Here is a 20,416-nt window from a genome sequence, read left to right on the forward strand (position 1 = left end):
TGACCATAATAATGCAACCACTTACAAGATTATCAGAAATTTAGAGATCACATTTTAAAAGTACTCATGGGTTTAAAAGTCATGCGTACCCTAATTATTATCTTAGGCAAAAAGGTCTACTCTCTGATTGACAATTTAGAACAAAAAGTTTTTAAGTGTGTATGAAACACGAACAAATTAAGTTAAAGGTTTTGACAATTCCAAACGAGTTCAAAATACAAACAACTAAATTAAGGTCTAGATATGCCACGGAGGCTTTTTGATATTCCAGGGAAAGGACTAAATTTTGTATTTTGTAATATTCTGAATGCCATTTACCTAACACAAAACAACGCAGCAAGGTGTTTAAACACAAAACAAATGTATAACCCACACGAACTTGTTAATATATTATAGAATTATTATATATTAGCCTTAAAAAATAAAGGATGATTATAGGTTATAACCCTGAAGATAAAGTATATTTAGCAGTAGACTGCATTATTTTCGGATTTGACAATGAAGACCTAAAGGTCTTATTAATTCAAAGAGACTTTGAACCCGAACAAGGTAAATGGTCGCTAATGGGGGGGTTTTTAAAGCAAAATGAGACTTTGGACGATGCTGCAGCCAGAGTTTTACATCGGCTAACAGGTGTTCATGACATATACCTTGAACAGCTTTATACTTTTAGTGAAGTGGATCGTGATCCTGTAGCACGTACTATTTCGACCTCGTACTATGCTATTATTAATATTGAAAAATACAACGAAAAAATAAGCAAAAAGACAAACGCTAAATGGTTTAGTTTATCTGAAGTACCTCAGCTTATTTTTGACCATGATGATATGCTTGATAAAGCTATAAAAAGACTACGCAGAAGGACTTCTATTAATCCCATTGGTTTTGAATTACTTCCCGAAAAATTTACCATGCGTCAATTACAAAAACTTTACGAAGCGATTTTAAATAAAGAGTTAGATAAACGCAACTTTGTAAATAAAATTAATTCTATGGATGTGCTTATTAAATTGAAAGAAAAGGATATGAGCTCATCAACAAAAGGATCTTTTTTATATATTTTTAATGAAGAGCAATACAATGCCAAACAGGATAATCACTTCTATTTGAAACTTTAATTGGAAGTAATTCATTGTGGTTAAAAAAAATTGCTTTTCCATAAAATTAGGCTTTAAAACTATCCTACCTTAGACAGAATGAGTTTTTCTAGCACGGTTTCCACGCCTTCATCAGCATTACTTTTAGTCTCGAAACGCGCTATTTTCTTCACATCGGGATGCGCATTGGCCATAGCATAGCTGAAATAACCTAATCCTAACATTTGTAAATCGTTGTTATAATCGCCAAAAACTAAGGTTTCATCTGAATTCACATTCAATTTATTTTGAAGCTTGGATAATGCATAGCCTTTATTGGACTCCTTATGAGAAATATCAAGCCAGTTTTTTCCTGAAATCGTAACCTGTAAATCGTGAGTCATATCTTTCATAACAGGAAGAATGCAGGTTTCAGAAGATTCAAAATGGTAAACCGCTATCTTGAGGAATTCATCATCAATTACTTTGGTGATATCATCCACCACCTCATAAGACTTATAGTATTCGCTGAATTTAGCTATAAATACCTCATCCTTAGTTTCAATATAAGCCGCTTTTTTTCCGCATAAAACGATATAAGCTCCAGTAATTGTTCGCAGCTTTTCAACACATTTTTGTACATCTTCCTTAGATAATTGCAGCAACACCTCTGAAACATTATCATGTTGCATAAACCCGCCATTTTCAGCTATAATGGAAATCTCATCTTTTATTTGGTCTAGTTTATGAAGAATACTTTGGTACTGTCTACCACTAGCAGCCACAAAATGAACCTGATGTTTTTTTAAAGCTTCAAACTGACTAAAAAATCGTGCACTTACTTCGCCTTTAGGGTTAAGTAAGGTACCGTCCATATCTGAAACTACTAATTTTACCTTTGAAAAATCCATAATATTCTTTTTAAGACCAAAATACAATATTATTAAGAAGCTAAACGGTGATGCATATTTTTAAAATGTTAAAACAAAAAAAAAGCAGATGAAAATTAACTCATCTGCCTTTAAATTTATTCTTAAGAAAAATTATCTCTTAATAATGCGCTTATTAACAGCACCTGCTTTTCCTTCAAGTCTGAAAATATACATTCCTGATTTTAGGTTTGATATATCAACCGATTGACTTTGAATCGCTTGATTTAAAATCACTTTACCTGTTTGATCAAAAATAGTTAGTTTTTGGTATTGGCTTGCACCGCTAATATTAATGGTGTTTATAGCTGGGTTTGGCCATAAGGTTACAGCTTCAACCGAATCATTTCCAATTTTAGAAGCACTAGATTTTGATGTTGCTGTACTAGAATATCCAAATACTCTAAGCTCCTCAATACTAATCCAATCTCCAGAATAATCATTGGCACCAGTTACTGTGATTCTAACATATCGAGCATCAATTTCATTAAAAGAATCTGCAATTGGAGATGAATTAGAACCTCCAGTTGAATTACTAGTTCTGTCTACAACTTCAGTATACGAACTTCCGTCTTCAGAAACTTCAATTGTATATTGGTAAGCACGGTCACCAAAACAAATAACTTCAGTACTATTAACGGTATATAAACCACCTAAATCGATCACTGTCCACTCAGGGTATGATTCTGCAGACCATCTTGAGTCTTCATCACCATCTACTAAATTAGAGGCTGGGTTATGAGATTGTTGGCTAGAAAAAGTTACCGATTTTCCTAAAGCCACATTGGTAGAATCTGGAGTTGGCTCACCACCGGTATTGCTACCATCACCTGGGAAAACAGCTAATTCTAATAAACTTACCCAGCTACCTGTGTAAGTGTCTGCACCAGTAACCGTAATTTTTACGTATCTAGCATTAATACTATCAAAAGCATCTATAATTGGACTTGATGCCGATCCTGGTGTTGAGTTATTAGTTCTGTCTACAACTTCGGTATAAGAACTTCCGTTTTCAGAAACTTCAATAGTATATTGGTAAGCACGATCGCTATAACATACTAACTCTGTACTTCCAATATTTTGAACGGCACCTAAATCGATAGTAGCCGATTGTGGGAAACCTGAAACAGACCATCTTGTACCTGTATCACCATCAACAAGATTAGCCGCGACATTAGATCCATCGGCAGATCCAGTTCCTGATACATTTTTATTTAATGCTAAATTCGTATCGACTGATGGATTTGATGCTTTTAATACAGTAACATTAGTTGAATCTGTATAATTTCCATCTGAAGTTGTTACAGTAATTGTTGCTGATCCTTCTGAATGTGCAGTCACTACACCTGTAGAACTTACTGAAGCTACAGCATTATTATTAGAGCTATAGCTCACACTTTTATTAGAGGCATCTGAAGGACTTACAGAAGCAGATAATTCTTGAGTTCCACCAATAGCTAAACTAACTGAACTAGGGTTTAAAGATACACCCGTAACATCGATAGGAGCGGTTGATCCACCACCGTGATCTACTAAGAAATCATATACTAATACTTCACCATAGTTATCTGGATCGTCTGTAGCATCGCCTTCCTTTTCAGGGTTACTTTGCGTATAGTTACCTACTTTAAAATACGTTTGATCGTAGTTTAAGTCCATGACATAGTCGTTACCATCGGCTCTTACTAAGTATGAAGAGGCATTTCCGCTGTTAAAAGCGTTTAATAAGTTTCCATCTTCAGCATAATAACAATAGTGCTTACCATCTTCAACTAAAAAGATAACTTCATGGATATCTCCTAAGTTATAATCTGTTTTAATGCTTACATCATCACGTAGTTTTCCTCCATTGAATGATAAAAATAAATGTGAATTTTCTAATCGCATTACCATAGAATCGTCGATACCATCGGCTTTATTTCCATGAATTTGCGTTGCTACTAAATGAGATTTAGTAATTGGTAAATGTGTGATGGCTTGTTTTACATATATCATATGCGAACCTTCAGTCGTCCAATAGATATCTTTACTTCCATCAACTTCTCTTTCTCTAAGTTCTGAACGGATGTAACTTGAATTAGGTGTTGTTCCGTTATCACTTCTTATTGGCGCTCTAAAAACGATAGCATCGCCAGAATTGTTAACATAAAAGAATTCGTTTGATTTTCCACACAATTGTTTTTCTTCTACACCATCTGGATAAGTAATTTTCCATTGGTTACAATTACGCATGAGGTCTGAGGGAGCTTGTGCCGTTCCTATTTGAAAGGCCCCTAAAAATAGGGTTGCGCATACCGCCAATTTGCTTATGCGACTTGATAATGTTAGATTCATTTTAATTTAGTTTAAGTTGTTTTAATAAAACCATTTAATTGGTTAATCAAACTGGTTAATTAATGTGGTGAACCAATTTAATTTTATGCAATGTATATGAAACAACTCGAACTAACAACTGACAACCAACAATTTAAACACTGCAAAACCTATATTTTCGATGAAATACATTATTTTGAAGCTTTTTCTTACTAACTACTAATAAAATATCCCCTAAAATATTATCACATATATATATTTTGATATGATTTTTTAACAAATACTCAATTTAAACTCCTATGGTTAGCTCATAAAAAAAGCAGATGACTAAAATCATCTGCTTTTTTGACCTAAATTCAAATTCTAAGACGGGTTAATACATCCTTTCTTGTTTAATTTTTAATAATTCGCTTATTAATAACTTTATCATTACCAATAATTCTAAAAATATAAACGCCTGAGTTTAGGTTTGAAATATCTACCGAATCTCCTACTAACGGTTGATTGATTACGACTTTACCGGTTTGATCGAAAACCATTACCGATGACGCCGTATCTAGCCCACTAATATTTACCGTGTGACTTGCTGGGTTTGGCCAAAGCGTAACCATTTGTAAACTGTCGTTTTCTAATTTAGAACTGCTTGATTTTGATGTTGCTGATGAATAACCAAACACTCTAAGCTCCTCTATACTTATCCAATCTCCAGAATAACTATTGGCACCCGAAACTGATATTCTCACATACCTCGCATCAATTTCGCTAAAGTCATCTGAAATTGGAGCCCCATTTGAACCTCCTGTAGAATTATTAGAACGATCGACAACTTCGGTAAAGTTATTACCATCTTCAGAAACCTCTATGGTATACTGATACGCTCGATCGTTAAAACAAATAACCTCGGTGCTGTGAATGGTGTAAAGTCCTCCTAAATCTACAATCGCCCATTCTGGATAGGTTTGAGCCGACCATCTAGAATCTTCGTCACCATCAACAAGGTTAGCGGCTGGATTAGTCGATTGTTCGCTAGAATATGACACCGATTTTTCTAAAGCCACATTGGTAGAAGTTGGTGTAGGCCCAGACCCGCCACCTGTTAAGGTTAACTCATTAAAGTAAACAGTAGCCTCACCACTATCTTGTAGATAGACACCATTTTTCCAATAACTTGGGAATGACCAAAAAGATACATCGACATTGACTAATTCTGTACCATTAACCTCAACGATCATATCGCCAGAATCTATAGTAATATCACAATCAAAATAGCCGCTAGGTGTCGCTCCAAGATCGATATGAGTTGTACTTACTCCTGCAGCATCAACTTTAACTGCAGCCCATAAATGGTCATCACTTTGGTAAACACGTAATAAAGGTTTATTTGGCCCACTACCAACATTGGCATCATCATGAATTTGCATGATGGTTAACTGCTCACAGGTTTGCTCTATAATATTTACATTGGCGTGAAGCGTTTGAGAACTCCCATCGACATACCAGTTTTCTAGGAATCTTAATTCCGATCGTTGCGATGTTCCTCCTGAATCTCTAGTTTGATAAAACGCTAATTTATCGCCATCGGCAACATAAAATGTATTTGAAGCATAGCCAGCAATAATTTCGGCGTCGGTAGCTTCTGTGCCACTTAACGGCGATTGTAATTTACACTGCACTAAATAATCTTGAAACTTAACTAAATCGTAAGGCACAGTACCGTTATTAGCACTCCCATTTACGGTTACCACAGTTGTATCGGTAAAATCCCCATCATCTGTAGTTACTGTAATATTAGCCGAACCTTCTGAAACTGCCGTAACCACACCGTTAGCATTTACTGTAGCCACATTGGTATTGCTACTACTGTAACTTACCTCTTTATTAGTCGCATCACTCGGACTAACACTTGCCGAAAGTTGCTCGGTATCGCCTTCATCTAAAGTTACATTTGAAGGTGTTAATGACACTGAAGTTACCGCCACTGTTGATGGCGCATCTTCGCCAGCAAACACACGAAGCTCTAATAAGCTTACCCAGCTTCCGGTATATGAATCTGCTCCTGTTACTGTAATTTTTACAAATCGGGCATCAATGCTATCAAAAGAATCAGCAATCGGATTTGAAGTTGTTCCTCCCGATGTGTTGCTACTTCTGTTGACCACTTCGGTGTAATTGCCATTCTGGGCATTAGATACCGAGATAGTATATTGGTAAGCTCTATCATTATAACATACCAATTCGGTACTTCCTAAAGTGTATACAGAACCTAAATCGATTGTTGCCGTTTGTGGAAAGCCGGAAACCGACCATCGTGTGCCTGTATCGCCATCAACCAAATTAGATGCCACATGAACTCCATCGGCTGTACCCGTACCTTGCACCGATTTATTTAAAGCTACATTATCACCTACCGAAGGTGTTGGCGCTTCTTCAACGGTCATATTTATAGTATCGGTATACCCACCATCGTCGGTAGTTACGGTAATAGTAGCATGACCTTCAGCATGACCGGTAACAACACCATCTGAATTTACTGAAGCCACACTCGAACTACTCGTACTATAACTCACGCTTTTATTCGATGCATCGGAAGGACTTACTGTAACAGATAAAGATTGAGATTCTCCAACAGACAGATTTAAATTGCTAGCTGAAAAAGCCACAGAAGACACTTCGACATTTCCTGATGAAGCAGCTTCTTGTGTTACTTGAATCGTTTGGTTAGACACTCCAGAACCACTTACTGTAATAGTTCCTGAGCGCTCTGAATCGGCTGTATTTTCTTGAACAGTAACGTTAATAGTACCATTACCAGAATCAGAAGATGGCGATACTGTAATCCAAGATTGGTTATCAGTAACCGCCCAACTTACGTTTGAAGACACGTTTACTGTTGCTGTGTCTCCTTCCGCAGGAAAATCACTCAAAGAAGCCACTGATAAATAATCACCTGAGCTTCCGTTACCTGTAGCATCCAAAAAGCTAGCACCTACAGAAACACCAACCATACTATTGGTATGTGGTGCAAAAGTTGCAGAACCACTAGCACCACTCACCTCGTGAGCACCAGCATCCATATTAGAATTCGGTCTTGTACGTCCTTCAATATCGTTATTTACAGTAGAACTATAAGCGCTACCGGCTGCATTTGCCGCTGCCCCTGAAGCACTAGGCTTAAAAATTTCACCGCTAGCCGAAAAATTAGCGTTGGCTTCTGTAATTCCAGAATCTGAAATACCAATAGGTGCACCTCCAAAAATATTGCCCTCGTAAGTCATGCCTTGTCCAGTTCCAGAAATATCACCACTTACAATATTCGATTCTGTACTATAAACAACATTATAAGCTAAAACCCCAGTTGGATCGTAGCTGGAACGATCGTTATAAAAAATTGGCGATTCCACATTATATAAGGTATTAAAAGCAACCACGATACCATCTACTTTTTGATAGCCGTTAGTAGTTCCTCCAGAAGTATCAGATCCTCCTACTAGCGTGATACCATTATTCCATTTATCGCCACTACTCACCACATCTTGAATGTAGTTGTTGGTAATAACATGGTAACTATCGGTGATTCTAATACCCCCTGTACCTTCAACATTTTCTCCTAGAAAATAATTTCCTTCTACTTTAGCACGCGCTCCATGTCGCATCACTAAAGAACCTCTACACCTTCTAAAAGTGTTGTTGCGGTATACGTTATCGGCACTTTTGTTGGTTATAATTTCGTTTTCACCATCAGCTTTGTAAAAATAATTACCTTCTACAGTTACGCTTGCACTTTTATCTTGAAATTCGCTTGTACCAACTCGAATTGTTTCACTGTCGCCAGAATGCGTTGTAGAGGGGTCACGCTTAATATAATTATAGAAATAATTGTTTCTTATGATATGCCCTACAGGGTTATAATCATTATACTCTAGTTCTACCAATACTAGAGCTCCTGGGCTATTTTTGTTAAGAAAAGAACAATTTTCAACCACGTTATTGGTACCATAAAGTACTATCCAGCGGTGTTTATCTGTACCACTAGGGGTTAGATTATTAAATCCGCAGTTTCTAATGGTTGAATGATTGGCGTAAGCACTACTCTTTCTAAATTGAATGTGATTATTACTGCCAGGCCCACCATTCCAGTAGAACCCATCGATAACAACATAGTCTCCAGAAATATCCATATTGGTTAAGCCCGTAAAGACTGCGCTCCCAGGGGTTTGTGCTCTTAAGATAATCGGGTTTGAAGCAGTTCCGTTTGCAGTGAAATTAATTCTTTGTTCATCACTGTAGGTTCCGTTGGTCCAAGTAACCACATCTCCAGGAGATAGGCTTAATGCGTTAAACTCATCGGCTGAGCTAACGGTGTAATCGGCGCCATAGGTCTGTAAAGCGCACAAAAGGGTCGTAACGAAAAGAGCCATGCGGCCAATTCGTTTAAATAAAAAATGTTTCATTTAAGTTTAGTTTAAGTTTTAATTAAAAAAATGGTTTAATTGGTAAATCAAACTGGTTATTCAAAGTGGTGAACCAGTTTGATTCTTACGCAATGTAAAAGAAAGAAGATAATTTAACAACTGAAAATCAACATTTTAGACAAACAACACGTTAATTAACATTTGAAACGAATTCGATAAAAAGTATTTTTCATGATTAAAACACATATCAAAACACTTGAAAACTGTTGCTATATCTACATTTAAAGCTTCTGAATTTTATAAAATATTATTGTTGTCCGATAAAAAACAGAATTAGCTAAAAAAGCTTTGGTGTTGGCCTTTTTTATTGATCGCACTCTTTATTTTGAAAACAGAACCTCCTTATGGGTCAAAAAGGCTTAATTGCCCAATGTTTTTGGTTGTAATCTCTTCCCAATTAGCTTCTGGGTTTTTCAGGAATTTGAACAAATCGATATATGTCATCAAATGGTATCGTATGACGGACATCATATTGGAATAAGCCCAGTTTCTTTGGGCTTTTCTTTGGATCACAAGCATAATGAGCTGGATTATCAAACTGACCCAGATTTGTATTTCGATGGCATTTTGATTGTCTCCCAAAAAATACTTTAGCGGAAAGTTCTGTTTAAGCCGCTTGAACATCGTCTCAATCTGCCACCTATTTTTATAGATGTCGGCTATTTTGTCTGCATCAAGATCATAATTATTAGTGATGAACTCATAAACTTTTTGGTGCTTTTCGTGCCAAAAAGCGATTCTCCTCAGGGAAAAAGCGTTGCCGTTTTTGTCCGTAAGCCCTATTTTTTCGTCCTTTAGGACAGCATCGTCCACTTTATTGGAGATATCAAACTCTTCAAGGCTTGTATAGCGAGCATTGTCCTTTTGCCGAGTCACAAAGTAAACATCTTCCAGTGTCCATTTTTGGTATTGCTCATAATCCACATACCCTTTGTCAAAAACCACATAAGAGCCCTTCTTGAGTTCCAGGTCTTTTAAAAAGGTGTGGTCGTGCGTGGCCGCGCTTGAAAACTTAATCAGACAAGGAACGTCTTCCATGGCGTTTATCATAGTATGCATCTTGATACCTCCTTTCTTTTTGCCGTTGAGCGGGTTCCTTCCTACACCTTTAAGAATGTCACTAAATAGGGGGATGGTCGAGGAATCAACGATTTTAAGGTTCTTCACTGCAGGTTCTAAGGGTCTGCTGTCCGATAAAAAGCGATGGTAACGTTTGTAGAGTAAATGATAAATATCGGCAAATACTTCAGAGCTTCTTCTCCTGTTAGCATCTGACAAGGTACTGCGTTTTGGAAAGTCCGTGAGTCCTAGATGGTTGATCTTTCCCTCGCAGGCAAGCATAATACTGGAAACCTCACGAAGTGAGCTACAGCCACTGATCACGGTAAATACCATAGTGGCCAAATGCTCATAGGTGGTAAACTTTTTGGTATAGCGATCGCTGTTGTGCTTTTTGGCTGTCCGATGAACATCTTTGGGCAAAATGAAATTTAATACCTGTTTGATTATGGGTTGTCCGCTAAAGTTTTTACTTTTATTCATATCTTGGATGTGTGATAACTTCAAGATACAAAATAAGCGGGAAATCCTATCTTGGAAATCCCGCTTTTTAAATCTTTTATCGGACACTAATGATAAAATATATAAAAAAACAAGTCAAAAATTACATTTATGAAAACCAGATAAAAAGTGTTTTTTTGTTAGAACGAAGATTCAAGTTTTGGTTTTGAGGTTTTAGAAATGTCTTTTTCAAAAGAAAAGTGACTCTTTTCAGAATCACTTATGTGTTTTTTGCTTCGACAGGATTTAAATAATTCATAAAAACCCTCGTTGCAAATGATCTAAACCGTCTTGCTTAAAAATGTGAAAAACATTTTACGTAAAACAGTGTAGATCATTTAGTCGGGATGACAGGATTTGAACCTGCGACCACACGGCCCCCAGCCGTGTACGCTAACCGGACTGCGCCACATCCCGATATTTACTTTAATTTATTTAACACACTTGACATTAGATGGACAACTCAAAATAAAATCAACTATTATCTTCTAAATATCTCTTAATTCCACGTTTCTTTATTTTTGTTTCTATCAATATAGCATCTGTACGACTGCTAAAACTATAAGTTTTGATCAAAACCCAAGGAACTCCTTTACTTGTGTATTTAGCCCCTCTTTGATTATGAGTAGCTAAACGTTTATCCACATTCTTGGTTTGTCCAACATAATATCGGTTAAGTGTCTCACTAAATATGATATAAACTAAATACTCCATTTAATTTTTTGGCTTTCAAAACGACCATCACGCTGCAAGCGTGATACGCTAACCGGACTGCGCCACATCCCGATTTAAATCATGAGATAAAGTATCTTGTGATTTTAATGAAATTGTTTTAAAAGTAGACAACTTGTTACTTGTCAGGTTGAGCTTGTCGAAACCCAAAGGGGTGCGGGTACATGAAGATATTTCGACAAGCTCAATATGACACAGTTATTGACTTTTAAATCAATTTTAGATTTTATTTTAATTGTAGGTTGAAGTAGCGACTTCAAAATCGGCATCCTTAGACGCTAAGTAACGTTCTGCATCAAGAGCTGCCATACAACCAGTACCAGCCGCTGTAATGGCTTGTCTGTATACATGATCGGCGGCATCACCGGAAACAAATACACCATCTATATTCGTTTTAGAAGTACCAGGCACATTAATAATGTATCCTGTCTCATCTAAATCTAAAAACCCTTTAAAAATATCGGTGTTTGGTTTGTGTCCAATGGCCACGAAGAAACCAGTTGCTGGAATCTCATGTTTTTCTTTAGTTACTTTATTATAAACACGTACACCGTTTACTACTTGTCCGTCACCTAAAACCTCATCAGTTTCCGTGTTAAACAAAATCTCGATGTTTTCTGTATTCTTAACGCGATTAGCCATAATTTTAGAGGCTCTAAACTCATCTCTACGAACAAGCATGGTCACTTTTTTACAAAGCTTTGATAAATAATGCGCTTCTTCACAGGCAGAATCACCAGCACCAACAATAACAACTTCTTGATTTCTATAAAAGAATCCGTCGCAAACCGCACAAGCAGAAACTCCGCCTCCAAGTTTTAAATATTTTTGTTCTGAATCTAATCCTAAATATTTAGCAGACGCCCCTGTTGAAATAATAACGGTATCACAGTGAATCTCTTTTTCGTCGTTTACCCAAACTTTATGTACATCGCTAGAGAAATCAACTTTGGTGATCCAACCATCACGCACATCGGCTTCGAAACGCTCTGCTTGCTTTTGCAATTCCATCATCATTTCTGGTCCAGTAACACCTTCTGGATATCCAGGAAAATTCTCAACCTCGTTAGTCGTTGTTAATTGACCGCCTGGTTGTGTACCTTGATATAAAACAGGATTCATGTTTGCTCGAGCAGCATAAATAGCAGCTGTATAACCAGCTGGTCCCGATCCTATAATAAGGCATTTTACTTTTTCTATTGTTTCAGACATAATCTTAACTTTTTAACATCACAAAAGTAGCTTTTTTGTTAGAAAACTTACAGTTAATTTATCAACAGTTTTTATATATTGATAATAATAACTTATAGCTACAAAAAAGCCCCAAAAAACGGGGCTTTGAATCATTTTATTTATAAGATAAATTAGCTACTGAATTTGTGCTTCAGCTCTATTATCTTCAATCTCGGCAGCATCTTTTAAAGCATTGTAAAGTCTCGCATTTACGATACTTGTTTTTTGTTGCTCAACACGATTAGCAGCCGCTTGATAATTTTCTAATTTTACTGCAGGTGTTACTTTAGTAACTTGAATAGCATACACCCCTTTTTCACCTTCTAACAAACCAGAAGTTTCTCCTTCATTAAGTCCAAAAGCAGCTCCAACTACAAAAGGTTCTCTTCCAGCTCCAGAAATTGTTGGATTTTTCATGTTGATCCCTGTAGCTGTTTTAACAGACGTTTTTTCAGCAGCAGCGATTTCTTCTAAAGCAGTTGCTGAAATTCTATCTTTAATCATTTCAGCTTTTCTTTGTTTTCTAAGAATAGGTAAAACACGTGCTGTTGCATCATCAACAGACATTAAACCTGCTTTGTTTTGAGCGACAACCTGTGCGATAACATAACCACCAGGAATGTTAAATCGTTTGATATCACCAACTTCTACATCTTTTTCAAAAGCCCAACGTACAATTGGTCTTTGATTTCCAACACCAGGAATACTTTCGTCTAAAATTTTAATACCATTAACTGGTCGAACTGTGAACTTATTTTCTTTGGCTACAGTTTCAAAATCGCCTTCACCTGCTTTTATTTCGAAGTTAGAGGCGTCTCTAAATACTTTATCTGTAGTCGCTTCCGATGGTTCAATTTTTCTAGCTATAGTCCCTACTTGAACGGCTTTCTTAGGGTCTTTAAGTCCTTCAATTTCTATAATATGGAAACCGAAAGCTGTTTTTACAACACCTAAGTCACCTACTTTACCTCCAAACTCGAAATCGTTAAATTCTGGAACCATAGAACCATAAGCATGCCAATCGTAGCGCCCTTCATTAGAAACACTTCCTTGATCTGAAGAATACTCGGTAACAAATTCTGGGAATTTAGAACGATCTGTTTTTAAAACAGCTAATAAACTATCGGCAGTAGATTTAGCTTGCGCCTCGGTTTGTGTCACTTGGGGAGCAGCACTTCTAGCCCCTAAGAAAGGGATTAAAATATGTCTAACCTTAGCTGAATCTGGAATTTGTTTTACAGCAACAATTTTTGAAATTTTAAAATATCCCAATTCTTTGTAAGGCCCGTAAACTTGAACTTCTTCTAAATTAAAAATAGCATCAGCATGTTCTTCAGGTAAGTTTTCTTTAAATAAGAAACGGTTATTGAATTTAATATCTGAAGCAGCAACAGAGTTGATATAATCTTCATTATCGGTAGCTTCAGCAAAAGGTGTAATGACATTCTTTCTACCATTTGCATCAACCAACTGACCTTTTTTATATCTGTTCAGCTCTTCTTTAATCATGTTTTCATCTTCTACAGATGCTTCCTCGTTAAACTGAACAAAACGAATATCTCTTGAAGCCTCTACTTCAAATTGTTTTTTATTTTCATTGATATATTCTGAGATGTCCGATTTACTAATTTTCACAAGACTATCAGGAATTGAAGTATACGCTACTTGTACATATTTAAGGTCCACTTTGTTACCTTCTAATTGGTGTTCTAATTCCCCTTCGGCCAAAGTCCCTGTTAAACCGGCTTTAACCATATTATAATAGTTTTGGTTAAGCGCATTTGCAGCGATTTGCTTTTCGTAATTTACCCAGCTTTGAAAACCTGCAGGCGAAGTTTCTTTAAGATTAGCGATATATTCATTTAATTTATTCTCATCGAATATGCCAGCTTCATTTAAAAACTCAGGGCTTGTAGCTAAAGATGTTCTCAATAAATCTCTCATTTGATCTTTCTCTACAGTAATACCTAGCTCTTCGAACTGCGACTCCATAATGGCTTGTCTTACTTCTTGCTCCCAAACACGATTCATTACTTGGGTATTTGTAGCCGTTGGCCCCGCTTGTCTTTGCGCGATTTCAACTTTTTGTAAAAAGTCTTCACGTGTAATTTCTTTACCGTTAACCGTAGCAATAACATTTTGAGATTTTGCTGTAAGTGCATCAGAGTTTTTGAATAAATCTGCTAATACAAAAGCAAAAAGTGCTAACGCAATAATTAATATTAAGAATAGTGAACGTTGTCTAATCTTGTTTAAAACTGCCATTTGTAAATTAAATTTTTAATGTCCCCTTTGGGGATTTCTAGTTAAGTTGCTGTCATTTATAGACTAACTGACAAAAATATCGTGCGCGAAAATACCATTTTCCTTTTAATAAAAAAAGTAGAACTTTGTATTTTAATCGTCATCTAGTACAATAAGTTCGACCAAATCAATTTTAGTATTCGAGACTTCTAAAATGGTGAATTGAAAGTTGTCTATTTTTACGATTTCATTTTGAGCAGGAATTTCTTCGGTATGATTCACAATAAGGCCTCCCAGGGTTTCATAGTTCTCACTTTCAGGAAGTTCCAGTTTGTAATTTTCATTAATATAATCCACTTCTAAACGTGCAGAGAATTTATAGGTTTCATCATCTAGAACATCTTCAATAAGATCTACAGAATCGTGTTCATCTTCAATTTCACCAAACAATTCTTCAACAATATCTTCTACAGTCATGATACCCGAAGTACCTCCATACTCATCGAGCACCACGGCAATACTTCTTCTTTTTTTGGTAAGCACGCTAAGCACATCTTTAATCAGTACCGTTTCTGGAACGAATTCAACAGGGGTAATCATCGATTTGATGTTTGTAGATTTTCTAAACAACTCGAAGGAATGCACGTAGCCAATAACATCGTCGATGGTTTCTTTATATACCAAAATTTTAGTACGTCCCGTTTCGGTAAATAAAGCGTTTAATGATTTTATGGAATCGTTAATTTCAACGGCAATAATTTCTGTTCTAGGAATCATCACCTCTCTAGCTTTTACTTCCGAAAACTCTAGGGCATTTTGAAAAATCTGAATCTCACTATCGACATCATCATGCGCTTCAACAGACTGCATTTGCTCACTAATATAGTTTCCTAACTCCACTTTGGTAAATGCCAATTGTATTTGATCGCCTTCCGTTTTAAAAAACACTTTTAAAATGATATCGGAAATCCAAATCACAAAATCGGACACCAACGAGAAAAAGAAATAGAAAAAATAAGCAGGAATAGCCAAAGCTTTAATGAGGCTATTGGCATAAATTTGAAAAAAAACTTTAGGCAAAAACTCGGCTGTAATTAATATTACTAAAGTTGAAATAATGGTTTGTGAGAGCAAACTTAAATCGGTTAATAAATAATCTAGAAAACCATAAGATGTAGGTAGAAGCGATTGAAACCAACTTACTAATAAATCGCCCATAAAAAAACCATATACAACCAAGGCAATGTTATTACCAATAAGCATGGTAGTAATAAACTTTGATGGTTTGGCGGTAAGTTTTCTTAAAACCCGTGCCAATACGCCATCTTGCTTCTTTTCAATCTCGACATGGATTTTGTTTGAAGACACATAAGCAATCTCCATACCTGAGAAAAAAGCAGAAAGTATTAAAGATGCAATTATAATAATTACATAAACGCTCATTTACTTGGAATTATCTTTATCATCATATTTCCTTCTAAATTTCCCTCGGAAGAAAAACATAAAAATAGCCAAACCTCCTAATGCCATAGATATATAAGCTTTATCCGGATTGACCTCCCATTTTACGGCACCATCATATAAAAACAAAGCGGCGAATACTAAATAAGCATATTGAAAAATCTTAGAATATTTCATGATTGATATTTAATTTTACTAATGTGTAAAGGTAATTAAAATTGAGAAAGTCGCTTTTTAATAAAGCGTTTTATTCTTCTAGGGTAATAATGCCGGTAACTTCTAGAACTTCGGCATTTGTGAATTTTGCATTGGAGTCGAAGCCATGCCCATTAATAATATCTTGCTCCGATTTGAAAGAAACATGCTCGTTGGTGTAAAGCCATTCATTTTTTTGATCATAATACAACTGATCTGTTTTTAACACCCGATTATCGTGGGTAGTAATCACAACATTTCCTTGCATATCAATCAACTCGGTTTCGGTATACCTAATAGCATAATCGGCAACTACGGTACTCTTTCTATTTTCTTCATGGAAAATATCCAATTGAACGCCATCTACAAATTCATTAAAAGGGAAGTCTCTGTTTGAATAATCTAATGTTTTTGTACTGATAAGATTAGCAGCTACTCGCCCTGAATCGGTATATTTTAAGTTGAGATTATAGTCTACACCGATGGGTTCATTTTCAGAAATCCCAATTTTTTGGACTTCTTTAAAATTATCTTGGCATGAAAAAAACATAGCCACAGTAAAAACTGTGACTATGTTTAAAATTTTATTTGAAATAAGGGGCTTCATTAGATACTTGGCACGGTTACCGAAGCACCAATCCAACAACCAATATTAATAGTTTGGCCAGCTCTTCCAGAACTAAAGATCTCAGCTTTTTGAGGTGCTTTATGCAAGTAATTTGCTGCAGATTTAGCTGCTGCACTAGACATGGTTGGATCTACTCTAGCCGCTTTTTTAGCTTCATCGGCAGCTAACCAATACACAGCTCTTTTATCAAAATTATCCTTACCACAATCATTGGCACTTGCTGCATACATCGCTGCAATAGCAATATGAGGTCTTCCGTTAGACGGGTTAAGACTAAGTGCTTTTCTATAGTAATCTCTTGCTTTAGAATAACTGTGTTTCGCTTTAAACTTGGTAGCAACTCTGTAGTAAAGTTTAGACTTTTTAAAGTTGTCTGTTTCTAAACTGATAGCTTGCTCGTAAAATTTAATAGCTTCATTCGTTTTGTTTTCTTTATCCTTTAAGATCCCTAAGTAATAAGCAGAGTTTGCCGACGGACTTAACTCATGGTAAGCATTTACCAATTTAAAGAATAAAGGATCGCCTGTACATTCTTTTTCAGACATTTTCCCTGCAGCTCTTTGTAACCAAACAGCATTAGTTTTATTCGCTTCGAAGTCTTTTTTGTATAAAGGAATAAGGTTTTCACAGTTTGCTCTATCCCCTAATTTTTGATCGATACCAGAAGCAATTTGATCGTAAGCTTTTAAGTAACTTTCATAGTACTTTTTATATTTTGCTTCTTTTTTAGTTAAAGCCGTACCAGCTTCTTCCTTTGCGATTAATTTGTTTAAGTCTTCAGAGTAATTTTGGATTTCACCTTCAACTTTTTCAGCGATATCATCATATTTATTGAATAAATCGGCTGCAGGCTTTTTACCTGCATCATATAAATCAACCATTAAAGAGAAATACGTGTATAAACTTTTAGGGTTTGTAAAAGTCTCTTTATCTAATTGATAAGCCTCATCAAAACACTTGTATAACTCCTCATCTGTTTTCTTTAAAACATCTCTGTTGTCGTATAATAACTGACAAGACTTAGCTGCATACTCCCCTTTAGGCGTTTTAGATGCAAAGTGTAAGGCACGCTCATCCCATAATTTCACAAGATCATTAATAAAAGCAACTTTTTCTGCTCCTTTTGCCTTATCAATTTTGTGGTCTAAGATTTTCTCTCCATCTGCATAGATAGCATTACTGTACTTTGGACATTTTTTTCTAACGGCCATCCATGGCTCGTAAGCCGCGTCGTAATTTTTAGCTTTCGCATACTCATGAAATATTGAAAGTTTTGAAATGCACTCTTCATCTTGCTGTGCAAAACCAAAATTTAATCCAATAAATAAAAGTGTTAAAAATGTGATTTTTGTCTTCATAATTATTTTAATCTGTTAATCGTACTTTCTCTTTGAAACCATCTATCGTTCAAAGATAGACTTATTTGAAAATTTATAAAATTCTCTTGTATCAAATTACTTTCTGTGGTTCCACGTTTACCAAATTCCAGGCCTAAATTTGCATTTGAAAACAGTCTATTATCCCCAACTGGAAGTCCTGCTCCAAAAGATATGCCAAACTCTTTAATTGACTCATCATTAATATTTAAACCCGACTTCTCCATTCTTAAACCACCTCTATAAACTACACGCTTAAAGTAGTTTGAGAAAGAGTTATACTGCGGAATTAAAAAACCTCCAAAAGATAATCTGGAACTGTTTTCGTACTCTGCCCCTGTGTTATCATACAAAGGATTTCCAAATTCACTAGTATTTTGCGCCATGTATTCGGCTCCTAAAAACCAACTTCTTGGCTGGCCAATACCTACACCAAAGGTAATTCTTGAAGGCAGAGTTAAATCGGTTTCCTTTAATCCTTTATTCTCTAAATTGTCTTCAATGGTATTTAATGCAGACTCTACGCCTGTGTTTGAATTGATAACAATGGTTGAGAAACTACGTTCATTAACCGAATGCAAATTACTTTGAGCCGTATACGTTAATCCAGATACTAACTCTAATCTTTCGGTAAGCATTCGTTTATAAGAAACCCCAAGATTAAAATTAACACCACTTAAATCCGATCGATTATCCTCACGTGTTTGATATTGGGTTGGGATTTCGCCGTCATACTGAAAAGCAATAATACTATTTTGAATATTTCCAAAATTATACTGCACATCGGCACCAACCGAAAGCCCACTTAACAATTGGTAACCCACTCCTAGGAATACTTTATTAATTCCGCCTTCGCCTCTAAAACGATTTCCTAAATTACCATCATCATTTAAATTATCAAGTTTATAACCTACCGAGCTATAAGGCATGATACCAACACCAAAGCCTAATTTCCCAATTGGGAAAGACATCGCTAAATAATTAAAGGTTGTAGATGATGTTTTTCCTTTATCGGTTTCACTTTTAAGAGTTGTACTCTGGTAAGACCCACCAACCGTATACTTAACCGGTCTACTTTTTCCACCCCAAGAAGCCAGGTTCTCACCTCCAAAAGAGGCCGGGTTTCGTAAGTTAACATGAATACTATCATTATATATACTCAAACCTCCCATACTCCTGTTTTCAACAGTTCCTTTAAAATTGAGATTACCAATCCCATAATATGAATACGGAGAAACTGTTGATTGCTGGCTATGACCTTTAATTGCAAAAATTACAATAAAAACTAATACAAGTTTTTTTATCATTCGTTTGAGTTAAGTTGTAAAATATAGTTCAATCCTTCTAAAAGGAAATTAGAATGGGCAAATATGCTACTTTTTAATTGTTTAGACAAGAATTTCGTATCCCCTCCTGTTAAAATAACTGTTAAATCTGAATATTTATTTTTATAACTCGATATAGTACCGTCAATTTCATGAAGCACACCATGCACCACACCTGAATGAATGGAAGCCGCTGTAGAGTTCCCTATGAGACGCTCTGGAATAGTTAATTCTAATAGCGGTAATTTTGCAGTTAAATTATTTAAAGCCTTATATCGCATGCTTAATCCTGGAGAAATAGCTCCGCCTAAATACCTGCTTTCGGCTGATATAAAATCGTAAGTAATGCATGTTCCAGCATCAATGATGAGTACATTTTTATTTGAAAAGCGCTTCACTGCGGCACAAACTAAAGCGATACGATCGACGCCTAAAGTATTTGGTGTAGCATAATCATTTATAAAGGGAAATTTTAATTGAGCATCTAGAACAAGTAAGTTGAAAGCTTTTTTTAAATTTTCTATTTGATCGCTACTTAAATGCCCTACGGAAGAAACCACCGCTTTATTAAGCTGGGGAAAATCTATTTCTAAGGCGCTAACAACATTCAAAAGGTTTGCTAACGCTACAATTCTTTTTTCCTGAAGCTCATCGGCATCAAATACCGCAAGTTTTACCAAAGAATTCCCAACATCAATAACTAAATTCATCTATAATTCAAAAAAGCGTAAATTTACAAAAGAAGAAGTAATAACAAAGGCACACCATATTTAATTAACATTAAATTAGTTAGCTTTTGAATTAAAAAAAAATTAAAAATAAATGATTTTTTTAGCTTTTAGATTTGGCAGAATCTAAAATAGGCTATATAT

General features: G+C 35.7%; 14 protein-coding genes and 1 tRNA gene. 1 reads left to right on the plus strand and 14 read right to left on the minus strand.

Features of this window, described 5'->3' with window-relative positions; all coding sequences use genetic code 11:
* The first annotated feature begins 428 nt into the window (after positions 1–428).
* Positions 429–1,118: an NUDIX hydrolase gene (locus tag C1A40_RS03135; RefSeq protein ID WP_102994637.1), complete on the plus strand. Its 690-nt coding sequence runs from the start codon at positions 429–431 to the stop codon at positions 1,116–1,118.
* A gap of 59 nt (positions 1,119–1,177) precedes the next feature.
* On the opposite strand, the gene C1A40_RS03140 is transcribed toward C1A40_RS03135, so the two are convergent.
* From C1A40_RS03140 to C1A40_RS03205, 14 genes are all read right to left on the minus strand, one after another.
* The gene (locus tag C1A40_RS03140; RefSeq protein ID WP_102994638.1) at positions 1,178–1,987 is read right to left on the minus strand and encodes an HAD family hydrolase; all 810 of its coding nucleotides are present in this window, start codon (positions 1,985–1,987) and stop codon (positions 1,178–1,180) included.
* Positions 1,988–2,119: 132 nt separating this feature from the next.
* Positions 2,120–4,339: a discoidin domain-containing protein gene (locus tag C1A40_RS18635; RefSeq protein ID WP_102994639.1), complete on the minus strand. Its 2,220-nt coding sequence runs from the start codon at positions 4,337–4,339 to the stop codon at positions 2,120–2,122.
* A gap of 371 nt (positions 4,340–4,710) precedes the next feature.
* Entirely contained in the window at positions 4,711–8,769 is a 4,059-nt protein-coding gene (locus tag C1A40_RS03150; RefSeq protein WP_102994640.1) for a chondroitinase-B domain-containing protein, read from the minus strand.
* A 363-nt stretch (positions 8,770–9,132) separates the two neighbouring features.
* On the minus strand, positions 9,133–10,332 hold the full coding sequence (locus C1A40_RS03155) for an IS4 family transposase (RefSeq protein WP_102994338.1): 1,200 nt from the start codon (positions 10,330–10,332) through the stop codon (positions 9,133–9,135).
* A gap of 360 nt (positions 10,333–10,692) precedes the next feature.
* A tRNA-Pro gene (locus tag C1A40_RS03160) sits at positions 10,693–10,767 on the minus strand.
* A gap of 57 nt (positions 10,768–10,824) precedes the next feature.
* Positions 10,825–11,064: a GIY-YIG nuclease family protein gene (locus C1A40_RS18755; protein ID WP_102994641.1), complete on the minus strand. Its 240-nt coding sequence runs from the start codon at positions 11,062–11,064 to the stop codon at positions 10,825–10,827.
* A 249-nt stretch (positions 11,065–11,313) separates the two neighbouring features.
* The gene (gene trxB / locus C1A40_RS03170; RefSeq protein ID WP_102994642.1) at positions 11,314–12,294 is read right to left on the minus strand and encodes a thioredoxin-disulfide reductase; all 981 of its coding nucleotides are present in this window, start codon (positions 12,292–12,294) and stop codon (positions 11,314–11,316) included.
* Between the two features lie 156 nt (positions 12,295–12,450).
* Positions 12,451–14,580 carry a peptidylprolyl isomerase gene (locus C1A40_RS03175; protein WP_102994643.1) on the minus strand — a complete coding sequence of 710 codons (2,130 nt, stop codon included), beginning with the start codon at positions 14,578–14,580 and terminating at the stop codon, positions 12,451–12,453.
* Between the two features lie 132 nt (positions 14,581–14,712).
* Entirely contained in the window at positions 14,713–16,002 is a 1,290-nt protein-coding gene (locus tag C1A40_RS03180) for a hemolysin family protein (RefSeq protein ID WP_102994644.1), read from the minus strand.
* Positions 16,003–16,197, minus strand: a complete 195-nt coding sequence (locus C1A40_RS03185) for a hypothetical protein (protein ID WP_102994645.1) — start codon at positions 16,195–16,197, stop codon at positions 16,003–16,005.
* A gap of 70 nt (positions 16,198–16,267) precedes the next feature.
* Entirely contained in the window at positions 16,268–16,822 is a 555-nt protein-coding gene (gene lptC / locus C1A40_RS03190) for an LPS export ABC transporter periplasmic protein LptC (protein WP_102994646.1), read from the minus strand.
* Positions 16,822–18,201 (minus strand): hypothetical protein, encoded by a 1,380-nt coding sequence (locus tag C1A40_RS03195; protein ID WP_102994647.1) that lies wholly within the window; start codon positions 18,199–18,201, stop codon positions 16,822–16,824. Before C1A40_RS03195 ends, lptC begins: the two co-directional genes overlap by 1 nt.
* 2 nt (positions 18,202–18,203) lie before the next feature.
* Positions 18,204–19,526: a BamG family beta-barrel-assembly machinery protein gene (gene bamG / locus C1A40_RS03200; protein WP_102994648.1), complete on the minus strand. Its 1,323-nt coding sequence runs from the start codon at positions 19,524–19,526 to the stop codon at positions 18,204–18,206.
* On the minus strand, positions 19,523–20,254 hold the full coding sequence (locus tag C1A40_RS03205) for a type III pantothenate kinase (protein WP_102994649.1): 732 nt from the start codon (positions 20,252–20,254) through the stop codon (positions 19,523–19,525). The genes bamG and C1A40_RS03205 overlap by 4 nt, the downstream gene beginning before the upstream one ends.
* Between the last annotated feature and the right edge of the window lie 162 nt (positions 20,255–20,416).

It is taken from the genome of Tamlana carrageenivorans (assembly GCF_002893765.1).
GTDB classification, from domain to species: domain Bacteria; phylum Bacteroidota; class Bacteroidia; order Flavobacteriales; family Flavobacteriaceae; genus Pseudotamlana; species Pseudotamlana carrageenivorans.